The following is a 15,765-nucleotide window of genomic DNA, read 5'->3' on the forward strand; positions in this document are numbered from 1 at the left end:
CGTCCATAACGTCCGATTCTCCACGCCGACCGCTGGTTCTGCTAGCCACTCTTGCTGGCGCCAGTTCGGCGGGCGGCACCCTCCTGGTCTGCCTCGCGATCGGCGTGGTCGGCTGGTTCGCGGCCGACGCCGGAGCGCACGGTACGCCGAGCGACGGGCTCCGGGTCGCAGCTCTCGGGTGGCTGCTCGGCCACGGCTCCGGGCTGCAGGTGCAGGGCGCGGTGATCACCGTCGTACCGCTGGGCCTGACGCTGGTGTTCGCGTGGACGATCTGGCGGCTCGGTCACAAGCTGGGCGACGCGGTGTCCGGGCACGGGCCGGACGCCGACCGGCTGGCCGACGGCGAGCGGGACTGGACGGTGCTGGTCGCGACGGCGGTGTTCGCCGCCGGGTACGTCATGGTCGCCGTGCTGACCGTCGTGATCGCGTCGACGCCGGAGGCGCAGCCATCGCTGGGCCGGGTCGTCGCCTGGTCGCTCGGGCTGTGCCTGGTGGTCGGTGCGCCGGCGATCGCGATCGGCTCCGGCCGGGCCGCGGTCTGGACCGCGCTGGTCCCGCTGCCGGTGCGGGCCGCGCTGTCGACCTGCTCCGGGATCGTGCTCGGATTCGTTGCGCTGTCGGCCTCGGCGCTCGCGGTCTCACTGGTGCTCGACTTCGGAACCGCCGCCAATGTGCTGTCCCGGCTGCACACCAACCCCGGCGATGCGGCGATCTTCACACTGCTGACCGCGCTGGTGACGCCCAACGCGATCGCCTTCTCCGGCGCCTATCTGCTCGGGCCAGGCTTCAGTGTCGGCACCAGCACCGTGGTCTCGCCGACCCTGGTCGCGCTCGGCCCGGTGCCGATGTTCCCGCTGCTGGCCGCGCTGCCCGACGAGGGCCCGACCAGCGCCTGGACGGTCTCGCTGGTGGCGCTGCCGTTCCTGGTCGCGGCGGTCTCGGCTGCCCTCGACCACCTCAAGCACCCGACCCTGGACTGGCAGCAGGCCGCCCTGCGCGGCTGCGCGGGCGGCGTGCTCGCCGGCATCGTGTTCGGCATCGTCGCCGCGGTGGCGGGCGGCGCCGCCGGCCCGGGCCGGATGGCCGACGTGTCGCCGTTCGCCTTCGACGTACTCGTCCACGGCATCACCGCCTTCGGCATCGGCGGCCTGCTCGGCGGCGTGGCCATGGTCGCGGTGCAGCGCTGGCGGGCCGCACGGGCCGAGTGATCCAGGCCATGTCTGCTCGCCTCTGACCTGCTGCGCGCCGCCCGGCACGCACCCTGGCTGCGTTGTCGTCGGTCGACGGGCCACCGGCCCGCCTCCCTCCTCCGCCTTGCCAGCGCACGCGCCGGACGCCGCGCCGCGAACGGCCAGAGGCGAGCAGACATGGCCTAGACTCCGCCCGTGCCAACCCCCCGAACCGACCGCGCCCCCGCGCGCCTCGTCGTCCTCGTCTCCGGCGGCGGCACCAACCTGCAGGCGCTGCTCGACGCGACCGCGGACCCGGCGTACGGCGCCCGCGTGGTCGCCGTCGGTGCCGACCGCGACGGCATCGAAGGGCTGGCCCGGGCGGACAAGGCCGACGTGCCGACGTTCGTGGCGCGGGTCAAGGACTACACCTCGCGCGAGCACTGGGACCACGCTCTGGCCGACAAGGTGGCGGCGTTCGACCCGGACCTGGTCGTGCTCGCGGGCTTCATGAAGCTGGTCGGGCCGGACTTCATCGCCCGCTACGGCGGCCGCACAGTCAACACCCACCCGGCGCTGTCGCCGTCGTTCCCCGGCATGCACGGCCCGGCCGACGCGCTGGCGTACGGCGTGAAGGTCACCGGCTGCACGCTGTTCGTCGTCGACGCCGGCGTCGACACCGGGCCGATCGTCGCCCAGAGCGCCGTACCCGTGCTCGACGACGACTCGGTCGACACCCTGCACGAGCGGATCAAGGTCGCCGAGCGGGCGATGCTCACCGAGTTCGTGGGCCGGATGGCCCGAGAAGGATTCACCATCACCGACAGGAAAGTGCGGTTCGGCACACCATGAACGACAGGATCGCGATCAAGCGCGCGCTCGTCTCCGTCTACGACAAGAGCGGCCTGGACGCGCTCGTCAAGGGTCTGCACGAGGCCGGTGTCGCGCTGGTCTCCACGGGCGGCTCGGCGAAGCTGATCGAGTCGCTCGGCGTCCCGGTCACCAAGGTCGAGGATCTGACCGGCTTCCCGGAGTGCCTCGATGGCCGGGTCAAGACCCTGCACCCGAAGGTGCACGCCGGCATCCTCGCCGACCGCCGGCTGCCCGCTCACGTGTCCCAGCTCGAGGAGCTGGGCGTGGAACCGTTCGACCTGGTGGTCTCCAACCTCTACCCGTTCACGGCGACGGTCCTGTCGGGCGCCTCTCAGGACGAGGTGATCGAGCAGATCGACATCGGCGGGCCGTCGATGGTGCGCGCGGCCGCGAAGAACCACCCCTCGGTCGCGATCGTCACCTCGCCGGCGCGGTACGACGACGTGCTGCGGGCCGCGCGTGAGGGTGGCTTCACGCTGGCCGAGCGACAGGCGTTGGCGGCCGAGGCGTTCGTGCACACCGCGACGTACGACGTACACGTGGCGTCCTGGATGGGCAACGTGCTCACCGACTCCTCGGCAGGCACCGGCTTCCCAGCGTGGGTCGGCGCGACCTGGGACCGCGCCGCGACCCTGCGGTACGGCGAGAACCCGCACCAGCCGGCCGCGCTCTACGTCAACGGCTTCCAGCCTGCACCCGGCCTCGCCCAGGGCGAGCTGCTCGGCGGCAAGGCGATGTCCTACAACAACTACATCGACGCGGACGCCGCGTGGCGGGCCGCCTGGGACCACGGCGACCAGCCCACGGTGGCGATCATCAAGCACGCCAACCCATGCGGGATCGCGGTCGGCACCGACGTCGCGGACGCGCACGCCAAGGCGCACGCCTGCGACCCGGTGTCGGCGTACGGCGGCATCATCGCGGCCAACCGGCCGGTGACGCTGGCGATGGCGGAGACGGTCAAGGACATCTTCACCGAGGTGGTCGTCGCGCCCGACTTCGACGCCGACGCGCTCGAGCTGCTGACCACGAAGAAGAACCTGCGGCTGCTCAAGGTGGCGGCACCACAGCGCGGCGGCGCCGAGACCCGGCCGATCTCCGGCGGACTGCTGATGCAGGTCCGCGACACGATCGCGGCGGAAGGCGAGGACAAGGACGGAAACCCGACCGGCGACGACGCGTCGCGCTGGCGGCTGGTGGCGGGGGAGGCGGCGTCGAAGTCGACGCTGGCCGACCTCCAGTTCGCCTGGCGGGCGATCCGTGCGGTCAAGTCCAACGCGATCCTGCTCGCGTCCGGCGGCGCGTCGGTCGGCGTCGGGATGGGCCAGGTCAACCGGGTCGACTCCTGCCAGCTCGCGGTGTCGCGAGCGGGGGAGCGGGCGGCCGGGTCGGTCGCGTCGTCCGACGCCTTCTTCCCGTTCGCCGACGGGCTGCAGATCCTGCTCGACGCGGGAGTTTCGGCCGTGGTCGCGCCCGGCGGCTCGATCCGGGACGAGGAGGTCATCGCGGCGGCGCAGGCGTCCGGCGTCACGATGTACTTCACCGGGACCCGCCACTTCGCGCACTAACTGAGCGAAGCTCGAAGGAGTCGCACGTCACCGTCCGATTGCCGAAAATCGTTCGGTGCATGGCGCCGGCATTCGGAAGAATGAGCGGACCATGAGACTGCTCCGCGCTGCCCTGCCACCCACCAAGTTGGAGCGCGATCTCGCCCTCCAGTGCGTCCTCTCCGCGTTCGCCACCGGGTCATTCCTCACCGGTACGGCGGTGTTCTTCACTCAGATCGTCGGGCTGACCGGCGCCCAGGTCGGTCTCGGCATGTCGGTGGCCGGCGCGGTCACCCTGATCCTGACCCTGCCGCTCGGCCGGCTCGCCGACCGTGTCGGCGCCAAGCCGCTGTGGGTGGTGACCTCGCTGATCGAGGCGGCGCTGTACTTCGCCTGGCCCTTCATCGGCGGCTTCTGGACCTTCGTGGCGATGCTGTCGGTGCTGGCCTCGGTCGAGACCGCGGCCCGCTCGGGCCGCAACGTGTACCGGATCGCGGTCTTCCCACGCGAGGTGCGGGTCCGGGCCAATGCCTACATGCGCTCGGCGCGCAACGTCGGCTACACGCTCGGCGCCGGTGCGGGCGGCGTTGCCCTCGGCATCGGCACCGACGCGGCGATCATCGGCGTACCGCTGCTGACGGGGGTGCTGCTGCTGGTCAACGCGCTGATGGTGAGCCGGCTGCCGGAGCTGCCGCAGCGAGCAGAAGAGGCCGCCGAGGCCGGGCCTCAGGACAACGCGGCGGTGCCCAGCGCGATCCGCAACCGCGGGTTCGTGACGCTCGCCCTGTGCAACGGCGTACTCAGCTCCAACCAGGTCCTGCTCAACGTCGTCGTCCCGCTGTGGCTGGTCGAGCGCACCGACGCACCGCACACGGTGCTGGCCTGGCTGTTCGGCACCAACACGGTGATGGCGGTCCTGCTCCAAGTGCGCGCGGCCCGAGGCTCGGAGACGGTGGCCGGCTCGATGCGGGCGGTACGCCGTAGCGCGGTGTGCTTCGTCGCCTCCTGCGCGATCATCTCGGTCACCCACGAGACCGTCGGCTGGGTCTCGATCCTGCTGATCTGGGCCGGACACGTCACGATCACCGGCGCCGAGCTCTGGCAGTCGGCCTCCGACTGGGGGCTCACCTCCGAGCTCTCCGACCACCGCCGGCTCGGCGACTACCAGGGCGTGTGGGGGTTGGGGTACCAGATCGAGCCCGTGATCTTCCCGGCCCTCTACACCTTTCTCGCGCTGGAGTGGGGAACGCCCGGGTGGGCGCTGATCGCGGCGATCGCCTGCCTGGCCGCGGCGATCTCGCACCCGGCCGCACGCTCCGCCCAGCGGTACCTGGACCGGGCGGGCGCGGCGCCGGAGCCGGCCAAGACGCTCGCCTAGGGCACTGCGGGCCCAAGAACTGGGGCCTCCCGCGCTCGACCGCCCCGCGCAACGACTACGCCCAGCCGCACTGGAACAGCACCCCGGCCATCGACCTGATGGTGCCGTCGGGCACCCGGTCTACGAGATGCTGCCGGCCACCACCCAGGACATCGAAACCGCCAGCTGTGGCACCGGCCTGCGGCTCAACCTCGGCAACAACGACCGGATCGTCTACTGCCACCTGACCAGCCGCTCGGTCGGCAACGGTGTGTCGGTCCCGGCCGGGCAGCTCGTCGGCCGCAGCGGCAATACCGGCACCAACACGCCGCACCTGCACGTCGAGATCCGGACCGGCGACGGCCTCATCCGCTGCCCGCAGCGGCTGCTGCTCGCGATCTACGACGGCGCCGCGCGCCCCGCCGTACGCACCCTGCCGACGTCGGGGTGCACGCTGGGCTGACGCGTGCTCCTAGGATGTGCGCGTGACTGCGCAGAAGTTGGACGGGACCGCGACCGCGGCGGCGATCAAGGACGAGCTCAAGGCCCGGATCGCGGCGCTCCGGGATCGGGGCGTCGTCCCCGGGCTCGGCACGGTGCTGGTCGGCGACGACCCCGGGTCGCGGTGGTACGTCAACGGCAAGCACAAGGACTGCGCCGAGGTCGGCATCGAGTCGATCCGGGTCGACCTTCCCGAGGTGGCGTCGCAGGAGGAGATCGAGGAGGCCGTACTCGGGCTGAACGCCGACCCCGCCTGCACCGGCTACATCGTCCAGCTCCCGCTGCCGCGCGGGCGCGACGAGAACCGGGTTCTCGGGCTGATCGACCCGGCCAAGGACGCCGACGGCCTGCACCCGACCAACCTCGGCTGGCTGGTGCTCGGCAACGACGCGCCGCTGCCGTGCACTCCGGCCGGGATCGTGGAGCTGCTGCGCCGCCACGAGGTGCCGATCGCCGGCGCCGACGTGGTCGTGGTCGGCCGTGGCATCACCGTCGGGCGGCCGCTCGGGCTGCTGCTGACCCGCCGCTCGGAGAACGCCACCGTCACGCTGTGCCACACCGGCACCCGCGACCTCGCAGCGCACGTCCGATCGGCCGACATCGTGGTCGCCGCCGCCGGCGTCCCGGGCATCATCAGCGGCGACATGGTCAAGCCGGGCGCCGCCGTGCTCGACGTGGGAGTCTCCCGGGTCGACGGCAAGCTCGCCGGCGATGTCGCCGCCGACGTCTGGGACGTCGCCGGCTGGGTGTCGCCGAACCCCGGCGGGGTCGGCCCGATGACCCGCGCGATGCTGCTGTCCAACATCGTGTCGATCGCCGAGAAGGCGCTGGGTTGAGCAGCTTGTCCGAGTCCCTGCCCGCCGAGCCGCCTCCGATTCCGGAGGGCCAGCCGGAGGGCGTCTCGCTGGGCAAGCCGGTCGACCAGCCGGTGATCTCGCCGTACGGCGACGGCATCCCGGAGGTGGCTCCGACCCCCTCCGAGCGCCGCTACCCGTCGACGCTGGGCGGAGTCGTGTACATCGGCGTCCTGATTGCCACCCTGGCCGGTCTGGGCATCACCGCCACCGGCGCCTGGCGTCAGGGTGTCGTCTGGATCGGCTGCGCGATGCTCGCCGCCGCCGCCGCCCGAGGCGTCCTGTCCGACGACAACGCCGGCATGCTCCGAGTACGCCGCAAGCTCCTCGACATCTTCCTGCTCATCTTCGCCGGCGTCCTGCTGATCTTCCTCGCGCTCACCATCCCCGACCAGTCGTAGCGGGCGGGGGTGGTTTCGCGCCAGGTACCTGGCGAAATGCGCTCCGCCCTGCCGAAGTTTCGGCAGGGCGGAGAAGGTGTCACCAGGCACTGGCGAATCTGTCGGCTGCGTCAGATGAGTCCCAGCTCGGTGACCGACTTGCGCTCGTCCTCGAGCTCGGCGGTGGAGGCGTCGATCCGGCCGCGGGAGAAGTCGTCGATCTCCAGGCCCTGAACGATCTCCCAGTTGCCGTCCTTGGTGGTGACCGGGAACGAGGAGATCAGGCCCTCGGGTACGCCGTACGAGCCGTCGGAGACGACCGCCATCGACACCCAGTCGCCCTCGGCGCTGCCGAGCAACCAGTCACGGGCGGCGTCGATGGTCGCCGACGCGGCGGAGGCGGCCGAGGAGGAGCCGCGGGCCTCGATGATCGCCGCACCGCGCTTCGCGACGGTCGGGATGAAGTCGCTCTCGAGCCAGGCCTGGTCGTTGACGACCTCGGCGGCGTTCTTGCCGCCGACCTCGGCGTGGAAGATGTCGGGATACTGGGTCGCGGAGTGGTTGCCCCAGATCGTCATCTTCTTGATGTCGGTGACCGCGGCGCCGGTCTTGGCAGCGAGCTGCGAGATCGCCCGGTTGTGGTCGAGGCGGGTGAGCGCGGAGAACCGCTCGCGCCGGATGTCGGGCGCGTTGGTCATCGCGATCAGCGCGTTGGTGTTGGCCGGGTTGCCGGTGACACCGATCCGGATGTCGTCGGCAGCGACCTCGTTGAGGGCCTTGCCCTGGGCGGTGAAGATCGCGCCGTTGGCCGACAGCAGGTCACCGCGCTCCATGCCCGGGCCGCGCGGCCGCGCGCCGACCAGCAGGGCGAGGTTGGCGCCGTCGAAGATCGTGTTCGCGTCGTCGCCGATCTCCACACCGGCGAGCCCCGGGAACGCGCAGTCGTCGAGCTCCATCACGACGCCCTCCAGCGCCTTCAGCGCCGGGGTGATCTCGAGCAGGCGGAGCTCGATCGGGCGGTCGGCGCCCAGCAGCGCTCCGCTCGCGAGACGAAACAGCAGGCTGTAGCCGATCTGGCCGGCGGCACCGGTGACGGCCACCTTGAGAGGGGTGTTGCTCACGAGGACTCCTTGCGGTGTGGGTGATCGGCCATGACTCTAGTCGCGCCGGGGAGGGGCGACGAGTGCGGGTAGGCCGAGGTGGGATGCTGGCGGCCATGCTCCTGCGCCGCGCCGGCTCCGTCGTACTGCTCGTGTCCATGGCCGCCGTGGCCGGGTGCGGAGCGGCGCCGCCCAAGAGCGGTCCGTCCGGCGTCGACGGGCTGGTGATCCCGACGCCCAGCGCGGACCCGGCCGACTTCCGCGCCGGCATCGACAACCCCTGGCTGCCGCTCACGCCCGGCACCACCTGGGAGTACGACGTCCGCGGCGCCGGCGACACCGGATCCCGCACCGTCACCGTTGCCGACTCCCCCACCGAGATCGCGGGGATCGAGGCGACCGCGGTGCGCAGCGTCGAGCGCGACGGCAGCGGCCAGGTGCTGCTCGACGCGTCGGAGTGGTTCGCGCAGGATCGCGCCGGCAACGTCTGGAAGCTCGGCGAGGAGACCAAGGAGCTCCGCTCGGCGAATCTGGCGGTGACGGTCTCCTGGCGGGCCGGCGCCGAAGGCGCGCTGGCCGGCGTGGTGATGCTGGGCAAGCCGCGGGTGGGCGACGGCTACCAGCACGAGCTCGCCCCTGGTGTCGCGGCGGACCGGTCGTCAGTGGTCGCGCTGGACGCGGAGGTCGCCGTACCCGCGGGCTCGTACGACGACGCGCTCCAGACCGAGGACACCAGCGCGATGTCGCCGGACGTCGAGGGCGAGAGCTACTACGCCCGCGGGGTCGGGCTGGTGCTTGAGTCGGCCGACGAGGTCGAGATCGAGCTGGTCGAAATGCGAACCGCCGGTCAGTCTCGCGACTGACCGGCGGTCTGCGTGCTGTGCGTCGTACCGGGTGTTACTGGCCGTCCGGGCGGATCTGGGTCCGGCCGTCGTCCTCCGGTGGCTGGTAGCCCTGCTGCTGCTGACCCCACTGCTGCTGGTGCTGGGTCGGCGGCTCGGGCTGCTGGGGCCACTGCTGCTCCTGCTGGCCCCACTGCTGCTGCTCGGGCTGCGCGGCGTGCTGGCCCTGCTGCCACTGCTGGTCGCCCTGCTGGGGCCACTGCTGCTGGTCCTGCTGGCCCTGCTGGGGCCACTGCTGCTGGCCCTGCTGGTAGCCCTGCTGGTCCCACTGGCCCTGCGGGAGCTGGCCCTGCTGGCCGCCCTGCCACTGCTGCTGGTAGCCCTGCTGACCCGCCGGCTTGCTCAGCGTCAGGCCCGAGCCGGGCACCGGGTCAGCGTCACGGCCGAAGATCAGCGGGTAGGTGAAGCCAGCCACCGCGGCGCCGACGACCGGCGCCAGGATGAAGAGCCAGAGCTGGATGATCGCATCGCTGCCGGCGAACACGCCCGCGCCGATTGAGCGAGCGGGGTTCACCGATGTGCCGGTGGCGCCCATGCTTGCAAAGTGAATCATCGCCAGCGCAAGACCGATGGTGAGTGGAGCGAACGCGGCGTGCTCATTTCGCTTGTCGGTGACGGCGAGGATCACGTAGACGAAGACCGCCGTGAGCACCAGTTCAAGCAAGAACGCAGCCCAGAATGCGAACTCAGGTGCACCGCTTGGGGCGCTATCGCCAAAGAAGTTCTGACCGAAGGCGCCTTCCGAGTCGAAGCCATCAAAGCCGTGCATCAGGATCCACAGGACGAGCCCGCCGAGGATGGCGCCACCAACCTGCGCACCTGCATAGAGACCGACCTCACGCCAGGCAAGGCGACCGCTCAAGCCGGCGCCGATACTCACGGCGGGGTTGAAGTGGCCGCCCGAGATCCTGCCGAACGCGTAGGCCATGACGAGCACGGCAAGGCCGAACGCCAAGCCGATCGCGACATAGTTGCCGTCGCTGATGATCGCGGTACCAACGCCGAAGAACACCAGTACGAAGGTGCCCAGCGCCTCCGCGGCGAGCTTCTGCACCAACGTGGGTGGCGTCGCGTCGGTGGTGGTTGTGTCAGACATGGCCGAGAAAGCCTCCTTCGAGGTGAGCAGCCCGCGTGCCGGGCCATCAAGCACTCTAGCGCCGTCCCACCGTGGCGTGTCACGGCCCCGCCGTAGGCGAGGAGTGTGTCGGGACGTCGTTGCCGCTGCTGGGACCGGGTGCGAGGGTAGGACCATCGCGGCGTCAGGTATCTTGACGTCAAGCAATCTTCGCAGCCGCAGATCGACGAGGAGTCGCCGCCACATGGCCAAGATCATCTACACCCACACCGACGAGGCGCCCCTGTTGGCGACCTACTCCTTCCTGCCGATCATTCAGGCGTACGCCGCCAAGGCAGGCGTCGAGGTGGAGACCCGTGACATCTCGCTCGCGGGCCGGATCATCGCAAGCTTCCCGGACCGGCTGACCCCGGAGCAGCAGATCGGTGATGCTCTGGCCGAGCTCGGTGAGCTCGCGAAGACGCCCGAGGCCAACATCATCAAGCTGCCCAACGTCAGCGCCTCGATCCCGCAGCTCAAGGCGGCCGTCGCCGAGCTGCAGGGGGCAGGCTACGACCTGCCGAACTACCCGGACGAGGTCGAGTCCGAGCAGGACAAGGAGATCCGGGCCCGCTACGACAAGGTCAAGGGCAGCGCCGTCAACCCGGTCCTGCGCGAGGGCAACTCCGACCGGCGCGCCCCCGCGAGCGTCAAGGAGTACGCGCGGAAGAACCCGCACTCGATGGGCGCCTGGAGCCCGGACAACAAGACCAACGTCGCGACCATGGGCCACGACGACTTCCGCTCCAACGAGAAGTCGGTGATCGTGGAGAAGGCCGGCTCGCTGCGGATCGAGCACGTCGCCACCGACGGCACTACGACGGTTCTTCGGGACGGCGTACCGGTGCTCGAGGGGGAGGTCGTCGACTCGACGTTCATGAGCGTCGCCAAGCTGCGCGAGTTCCTGACCGCGCAGATCGCGAAGGCGAAGGCCGACGACGTGCTCTTCTCGGTGCACCTCAAGGCCACGATGATGAAGGTCTCCGACCCGATCATCTTCGGCCACGTCGTGCGTGCTTTCTTCCCCGTGCTGTTCGAGGAGTACGGCGAGGTGCTGGCCGAGGCCGGCATCTCCCCGAACGACGGCCTCGGCAACCTGCTTACCGCATCGGCCGCCCTGCCCGAGGGCGAGGCGATCGCGGCCGCGGTGAAGAAGGGACTCGAGGACGGTCCGCGGGTCGCGATGGTCGACTCCGACAAGGGCATCACCAACCTGCACGTGCCGTCCGACGTGATCGTGGACGCCTCGATGCCAGCGATGATCCGCACCTCCGGCCACATGTGGGGCCCGGACGGCCAGGAGGCCGACACCCTCGCCGTACTCCCGGACTCGTCGTACGCCGGGATCTACCAGGCCGTCCTCGACGACTGCCGCGCCAACGGCGCCTACGACCCGGTCACCATGGGCTCGGTCCCGAATGTGGGCCTGATGGCGCAGGCCGCCGAGGAGTACGGCTCGCACGACAAGACCTTCGAGATCCCCGCAGACGGCACCGTCCGCGTCGTCGACGAGTCGGGTACGGCGCTGCTCGAGCACGCCGTCCAGGCCGGCGACATCTGGCGCGCCTGCCAGACCAAGGACGTCCCGATCCGGGACTGGGTGAAGCTCGCGGTCACCCGTGCCCGCGCCACCGGATCGCCCGCGGTGTTCTGGCTCGATGAGACCCGGCCGCACGACGCCAACCTGATCGGCCTGGTCAAGAAGTACCTGACCGAGCACGACACCAACGGCCAGCAGATCGAGATTATGGCCCCGGTCGACGCGATCAAGTTCTCGATCGACCGGATCCGCAAGGGCGAGGACACGATCTCGGTCACCGGCAACGTGCTGCGTGACTACAACACCGACCTGTTCCCGATCCTTGAGCTCGGCACCAGTGCGAAGATGCTGTCGATCGTGCCGCTGATCAACGGCGGCGGCCTGTTCGAGACCGGCGCCGGCGGGTCCGCGCCCAAGCACGTCCAGCAGCTGGTCAAGGAGAACTACTTGCGCTGGGACAGCCTCGGCGAGTTCCTCGCGCTGGCCTCCAGCTTCGAGCACCTCGCGCAGTCCACCGACAACGCGCGGGCCCAGGTCCTCGCCGACACCCTCGACCGGGCGACCGGCACCTTCCTGCTGGAGAACAAGTCCCCGGCGCGCCGGGTCGGCTCGATCGACAACCGCGGCTCGCACTTCTACCTCGCCCTCTACTGGGCCGAGGAGCTGGCCAAGCAGACCGAGGACGTCGAGCTCGCGGCCGCGTTCGGCCCGCTTGCCGAGGCGCTGCGGAGCAACGAGCAGAAGATCAACGACGAGCTGATCGGGGTCCAGGGGTCGCCGGTCGACCTTGGCGGCTACTACCAGCCCGACGACGACAAGGCCGCGCCCGTGATGCGGCCGTCCGCGACCTTCAACGAGGCGCTTGCCGCGCTCTGAGACAGGGAAGCCTCAGCGGTCTGGGAGCACGTCGGTGAGCAGAAGTCGGGAGCCCATCCCGACGCTGTGCGCCAGCGCGCCCGCGTAGCGGTCGAAGAGGAAGTCGACCCGGCGCAGCTCCCAGAGCGCGAGCGCGTTCACCCAGGCGATGTCGCGCGCCTTGTCGATGTTCCATGAGCTCACCAGGTGCGCGACCGGTCGGAGCAGCTGGTCGTCGACCGCGTGCCCGACCTCGGTGAGGAACGAACGACGGATCTCCGCCTCGACGCCGGCCAGCAGGTCGTTGACCTGCTCGTAGTCGTGGTGCACGCCCGGGCTGGTCGGGCTGCGGCCGTGCGCCTGGCAGGTGCGCACGACCGCGACGGCGAGGTCGTGCTCGATGTGCGCGTTCATCCCGGCGAGCGCGAACTGGATCGGGAGCACGCCGCGTTCGTCGCGGGCCTCGAACAGCGGCGCCCACGCCTTCGGCATCCGCCGCGGCGAGGCGTCGTACGCCGTGAACCAGAGGTCGGCGAAGGTGACGTCGAGACTCGCCATGAACTCGTCGTCGCGGAAGAACCCGCCTTCGGCGAGCCGAGCCATGACCAGCTCGGTCACCCGGAGGTAGACGCGGTTGAACACGCCGACCCCGTCGCGCGGGGGCAGCTCCGCGTCGATCTCGCGAATCCGCTCGACGACGTCGGCCACCGTTGCTGGATCGCCCACGGTCGGGACCTTAGTAGTCCCGACCGTGAGCGGTCCCAGGATCCGCGAGATCCTGCCCTATCGGGACGGTTCGATGAACACCGTCCGGGTGCCGATCACCTTGTTGCCGGCGATGATCTTCAGGGTCATCGCCTCGCGCCCCTCGCGGCGTCCGTCGCGAGCGATCGGGATCCGCATCGTGATCTCCGAACGGCCGGCCATCACGAAGTCGACCATCGTGAACGGCTTCTTGTGCAGACGCACCTCGGGGTTGGGCGGTGGGTACATGACCCGCTCGATGAAGGACTTCGGCAGGTCGTGATACCGGGCCCGCGGCACCGACACTCGCCCCGCGACCGGGACGATGCGGACCACCATGTCGTAGCCGGCGACGCGGCTGAGCTTGACCTTCACGTTCACGCTGCCACCTTCGCGAACCTGCTTCGGCGCGGTGGCGGTGACCTTCGGCGCCGGGTCGTCGTCGGTGATCTTGAACGAGCCGAGGTAGTCGCTCGGCATCGACCCGCTCAGCCCGAACGCCGTCAGCAGGAGTGGCCGCACCGGCAGGTCGTCGATGCGGTTGGGCAGGTACCCCCAGCGCACGAAGCCGGACCTCTGCCCGGGTGCGATGTCGACGACCATGCGCTGCATCTTGGTCCCGCGCCCCGAGTAGTCGACGCCGACGACGACGAACTTTGCGGGCTTGGTGACCGTGCCCCGGACCGTGAACGGAATCTTGGCGACGGCAATCGAGATCCCGTTGCCCTCGGTCACCGTCGCCGAGCCGAGCTCGACCACCGGCGCCCGCAGTTCGGGTACGGCGGGCAGCTGCGCCGGCGCGGCGGCCGCGTCCAGCACCCAGATCCGGCCGTCCGTGCTGTCGCCGACCAGCTCGATCCGGTCGATGTGGGCCAGGTCGATCCCGGTCACACCGGCGGTGTCGACCCGGACGGTCTGCGCCCACAGCTTGGGAATCAGACCGTCGTCTCGTGGCATGGCGGGCACGACCGCACCGCTGGCGGGCGTGACCAGCGCGGTCTTGCCGGCGGTGTCGTGCAGCCGGACCCGGAGCCGGACGTTGCCGAAGGTCGGGTCGACGACCGTGCGCAGGTCGAGCTGTGGCGAGGCGCTCAGGTCGAGGGGGTTGGTCAGCGCCAGCCCGCCGCGAGCGCCCGAGCGCTTCCAGCTCATCTCGAACGCGTTCTGCGCCGGGACGCCCTCGACCCGGAACGGCCAGTGCGGCGTCCCGAACGATGGCAGCCGGCCGCAGATCCGCAGGCTGCCGGGGAAGTCGGCCACGCCGCTGCAGATACCGGTGTCTGCGGAGACCGGTTCGGTCAGCCCGACCGAGCCACCCGGGCGAACCAGCCGCCGGCCCGCGCCGATCGCGTGGGTGCGGACGTCGGCGTTGCCGGCCGACGGCACCCGTACCGGGCTGCCGTCGTACAGCGGGAGCACCGACTCGTCGCCCTTGGTCATCAGCCGGACGGCGCCAGCGATGTAGGACTTGCCGACCGCGCGCTGCTCGGCGGCGGAGAGCCGGTCCGGGTGCTTCCTGCCGCACCGCGCCGTCGGCGGGCCGAACCAGTCGTCGAACGACGGCGCCGCCGAGATCCCGGGCGTCCACTCGGTGTTGAAGAAGTTGTGGTTGGCGCCCATCACCATCACCGAGCTCTTGAGCGAGGTGTCGCGGCTGTCGAGGTCGCGGGCGCGGTCAGTGAAGAACTGACCCTGCAGGTCGGAGACGTCGCCGTCGCAGTAGGGCAGCACGGTCGCGGTCGGGACGTACGGCGAGGTCTGCCGGCTGAAGTCGGTCGGCGCCAGCAACACCTGGCCGGCGATCCGGTACGGCGCGCTCAGCGGGATCGTCAGGGCCGCCCGGGCCACGCCCTCGCCACCGCGGCTGTGGCCGACCAGGATCACCTTGGAGAGGTCGACCTTGTGGGTGCTGCCGGCCCACTTCGCCCACTGGTCGAGGTGCCGCCGGACCAGGGTCGCGCGGGCCTGCGCGCCGCCGTCGGCCAGTCGGTAGTCCTGGGCGTTGATGCCGTTGGCGGCGATCGACACCGTCACATAGCCCTGGCTGGCCAGCAGCCGCTGGGCGTAGTCGTAGCCGAGCTGGCTGGGGATCGGCTTCAGACCGTTCTCACACGGCCAGCCGTCGCCGCCGCCGCCCTCGGTCGCCCCGCCCTTCGGCTGGTAGCAGAACTCGTGGCGCCCGTGCAGGAACAGCACCAGCGGATGGTCGTCGCTCGCGGCGGACGCGGCCGGCTTGACGACGTGGCCGACCATCTCGACCTTCTCGGGCATGCCGCCGAGCTGGATGCCGGGGAGCGTGTAGTTGCTGGTGGTGATCGGGAGGTTGCCTGGGACGCCGGGGTCGACCGGCGCTGCCTCGGCCGCGGGCCGAGGAGCGGCTTCGCCCGCGCCGACGGCCCGACGGGCCAGGTCGGATCCCGGCTCGTCCAGTCGGTCGCCGGAGAGTACGACGTCGAGCGCGGCCGGGTCTGGCGCGGTCTCGGCGTACACCACGGCGACGACGGTGCGTGGGTTGGTGTCCTCGGCCGGCGTCCCGACCGGCTCGGCACCGGCGACGATCCGCGGCCGGTCACCGGTCACCGGCAGCCGCGACGGCGACCGCCAGGTCACGGTCCACGTGTCATCGGCGGTCTTCAGCACGCTCCAGCGGCCCAGGTCACCGTCCGCGACCTGCCGGACCGGGTCGTCGACCGGTGCCTCCGGCGCCATGCCGTGCGCACCGGTGACCGCCAGCGTCGCCGCGACCAACCCCCAACCAGCCACCCGCAGCTTCACCGGCAATCTCTCCGGAAATGTCCCCAGCATCGGCGCCGTCCTCCCCATCAGTGC

The 15,765-nt window shown here is 70.8% G+C and carries 13 protein-coding genes; 9 read left to right on the forward strand and 4 right to left on the reverse strand.

Annotated elements, in window-relative coordinates:
* The first annotated feature begins 104 nt into the window (after positions 1-104).
* The 7 genes from DDV73_RS25305 (at position 105) to DDV73_RS28305 (ending at position 6,702) form a co-directional block, all read left to right on the forward strand.
* Complete coding sequence (locus DDV73_RS25305; RefSeq protein WP_240617477.1) at positions 105-1,208, forward strand: cell division protein PerM; 1,104 nt, start codon at positions 105-107, stop codon at positions 1,206-1,208.
* Between the two features lie 177 nt (positions 1,209-1,385).
* Positions 1,386-2,021 (forward strand): phosphoribosylglycinamide formyltransferase, encoded by a 636-nt coding sequence (purN, locus tag DDV73_RS25310; RefSeq protein ID WP_109510057.1) that lies wholly within the window; start codon positions 1,386-1,388, stop codon positions 2,019-2,021.
* Positions 2,018-3,610, forward strand: coding sequence for a bifunctional phosphoribosylaminoimidazolecarboxamide formyltransferase/IMP cyclohydrolase (gene purH, locus DDV73_RS25315; protein ID WP_109510058.1), 1,593 nt, complete (start codon positions 2,018-2,020; stop codon positions 3,608-3,610). Before purN ends, purH begins: the two co-directional genes overlap by 4 nt.
* A 91-nt stretch (positions 3,611-3,701) precedes the next feature.
* Positions 3,702-4,967, forward strand: coding sequence for an MFS transporter (locus tag DDV73_RS25320; RefSeq protein WP_109510059.1), 1,266 nt, complete (start codon positions 3,702-3,704; stop codon positions 4,965-4,967).
* Positions 4,968-5,037: 70 nt separating this feature from the next.
* Complete coding sequence (locus tag DDV73_RS25325) at positions 5,038-5,409, forward strand: M23 family metallopeptidase (RefSeq protein ID WP_276310147.1); 372 nt, start codon at positions 5,038-5,040, stop codon at positions 5,407-5,409.
* Positions 5,410-5,431: 22 nt separating this feature from the next.
* On the forward strand, positions 5,432-6,283 hold the full coding sequence (locus DDV73_RS25330) for a bifunctional methylenetetrahydrofolate dehydrogenase/methenyltetrahydrofolate cyclohydrolase (RefSeq protein WP_109510061.1): 852 nt from the start codon (positions 5,432-5,434) through the stop codon (positions 6,281-6,283).
* Positions 6,280-6,702: a DUF3017 domain-containing protein gene (locus tag DDV73_RS28305; RefSeq protein ID WP_161962533.1), complete on the forward strand. Its 423-nt coding sequence runs from the start codon at positions 6,280-6,282 to the stop codon at positions 6,700-6,702. Before DDV73_RS25330 ends, DDV73_RS28305 begins: the two co-directional genes overlap by 4 nt.
* Positions 6,703-6,812: 110 nt before the next feature.
* Here DDV73_RS28305 and DDV73_RS25340 read toward each other — a convergent pair whose 3' ends face one another.
* Complete coding sequence (locus DDV73_RS25340; RefSeq protein WP_109510063.1) at positions 6,813-7,802, reverse strand: malate dehydrogenase; 990 nt, start codon at positions 7,800-7,802, stop codon at positions 6,813-6,815.
* A 95-nt stretch (positions 7,803-7,897) separates the two neighbouring features.
* On the opposite strand from DDV73_RS25340, the gene DDV73_RS25345 reads away from it, so the two are divergent.
* The gene (locus tag DDV73_RS25345) at positions 7,898-8,644 is read left to right on the forward strand and encodes a hypothetical protein (protein ID WP_154402907.1); all 747 of its coding nucleotides are present in this window, start codon (positions 7,898-7,900) and stop codon (positions 8,642-8,644) included.
* Between the two features lie 34 nt (positions 8,645-8,678).
* Here the strand turns inward: DDV73_RS25345 and DDV73_RS25355 are convergent, their stop codons facing one another.
* The gene (locus DDV73_RS25355) at positions 8,679-9,833 is read right to left on the reverse strand and encodes an aquaporin (RefSeq protein ID WP_240617479.1); all 1,155 of its coding nucleotides are present in this window, start codon (positions 9,831-9,833) and stop codon (positions 8,679-8,681) included.
* A 169-nt stretch (positions 9,834-10,002) separates the two neighbouring features.
* Here DDV73_RS25355 and DDV73_RS25360 point away from each other — a divergent pair, with 169 nt between their 5' ends.
* Positions 10,003-12,213 (forward strand): NADP-dependent isocitrate dehydrogenase, encoded by a 2,211-nt coding sequence (locus tag DDV73_RS25360; RefSeq protein ID WP_109510065.1) that lies wholly within the window; start codon positions 10,003-10,005, stop codon positions 12,211-12,213.
* A 12-nt stretch (positions 12,214-12,225) separates the two neighbouring features.
* Here DDV73_RS25360 and DDV73_RS25365 read toward each other — a convergent pair whose 3' ends face one another.
* Together DDV73_RS25365 and DDV73_RS25370 are read right to left on the reverse strand one after the other, a co-directional pair.
* Positions 12,226-12,918 (reverse strand): DUF5995 family protein, encoded by a 693-nt coding sequence (locus DDV73_RS25365; protein WP_109510066.1) that lies wholly within the window; start codon positions 12,916-12,918, stop codon positions 12,226-12,228.
* A 57-nt stretch (positions 12,919-12,975) separates the two neighbouring features.
* Entirely contained in the window at positions 12,976-15,741 is a 2,766-nt protein-coding gene (locus tag DDV73_RS25370; protein WP_154402908.1) for an alpha/beta hydrolase, read from the reverse strand.
* Between the last annotated feature and the right edge of the window lie 24 nt (positions 15,742-15,765).

The sequence above is a fragment of the Nocardioides speluncae genome, from assembly GCF_003121585.1.
Lineage (GTDB): Bacteria > Actinomycetota > Actinomycetes > Propionibacteriales > Nocardioidaceae > Nocardioides > Nocardioides speluncae.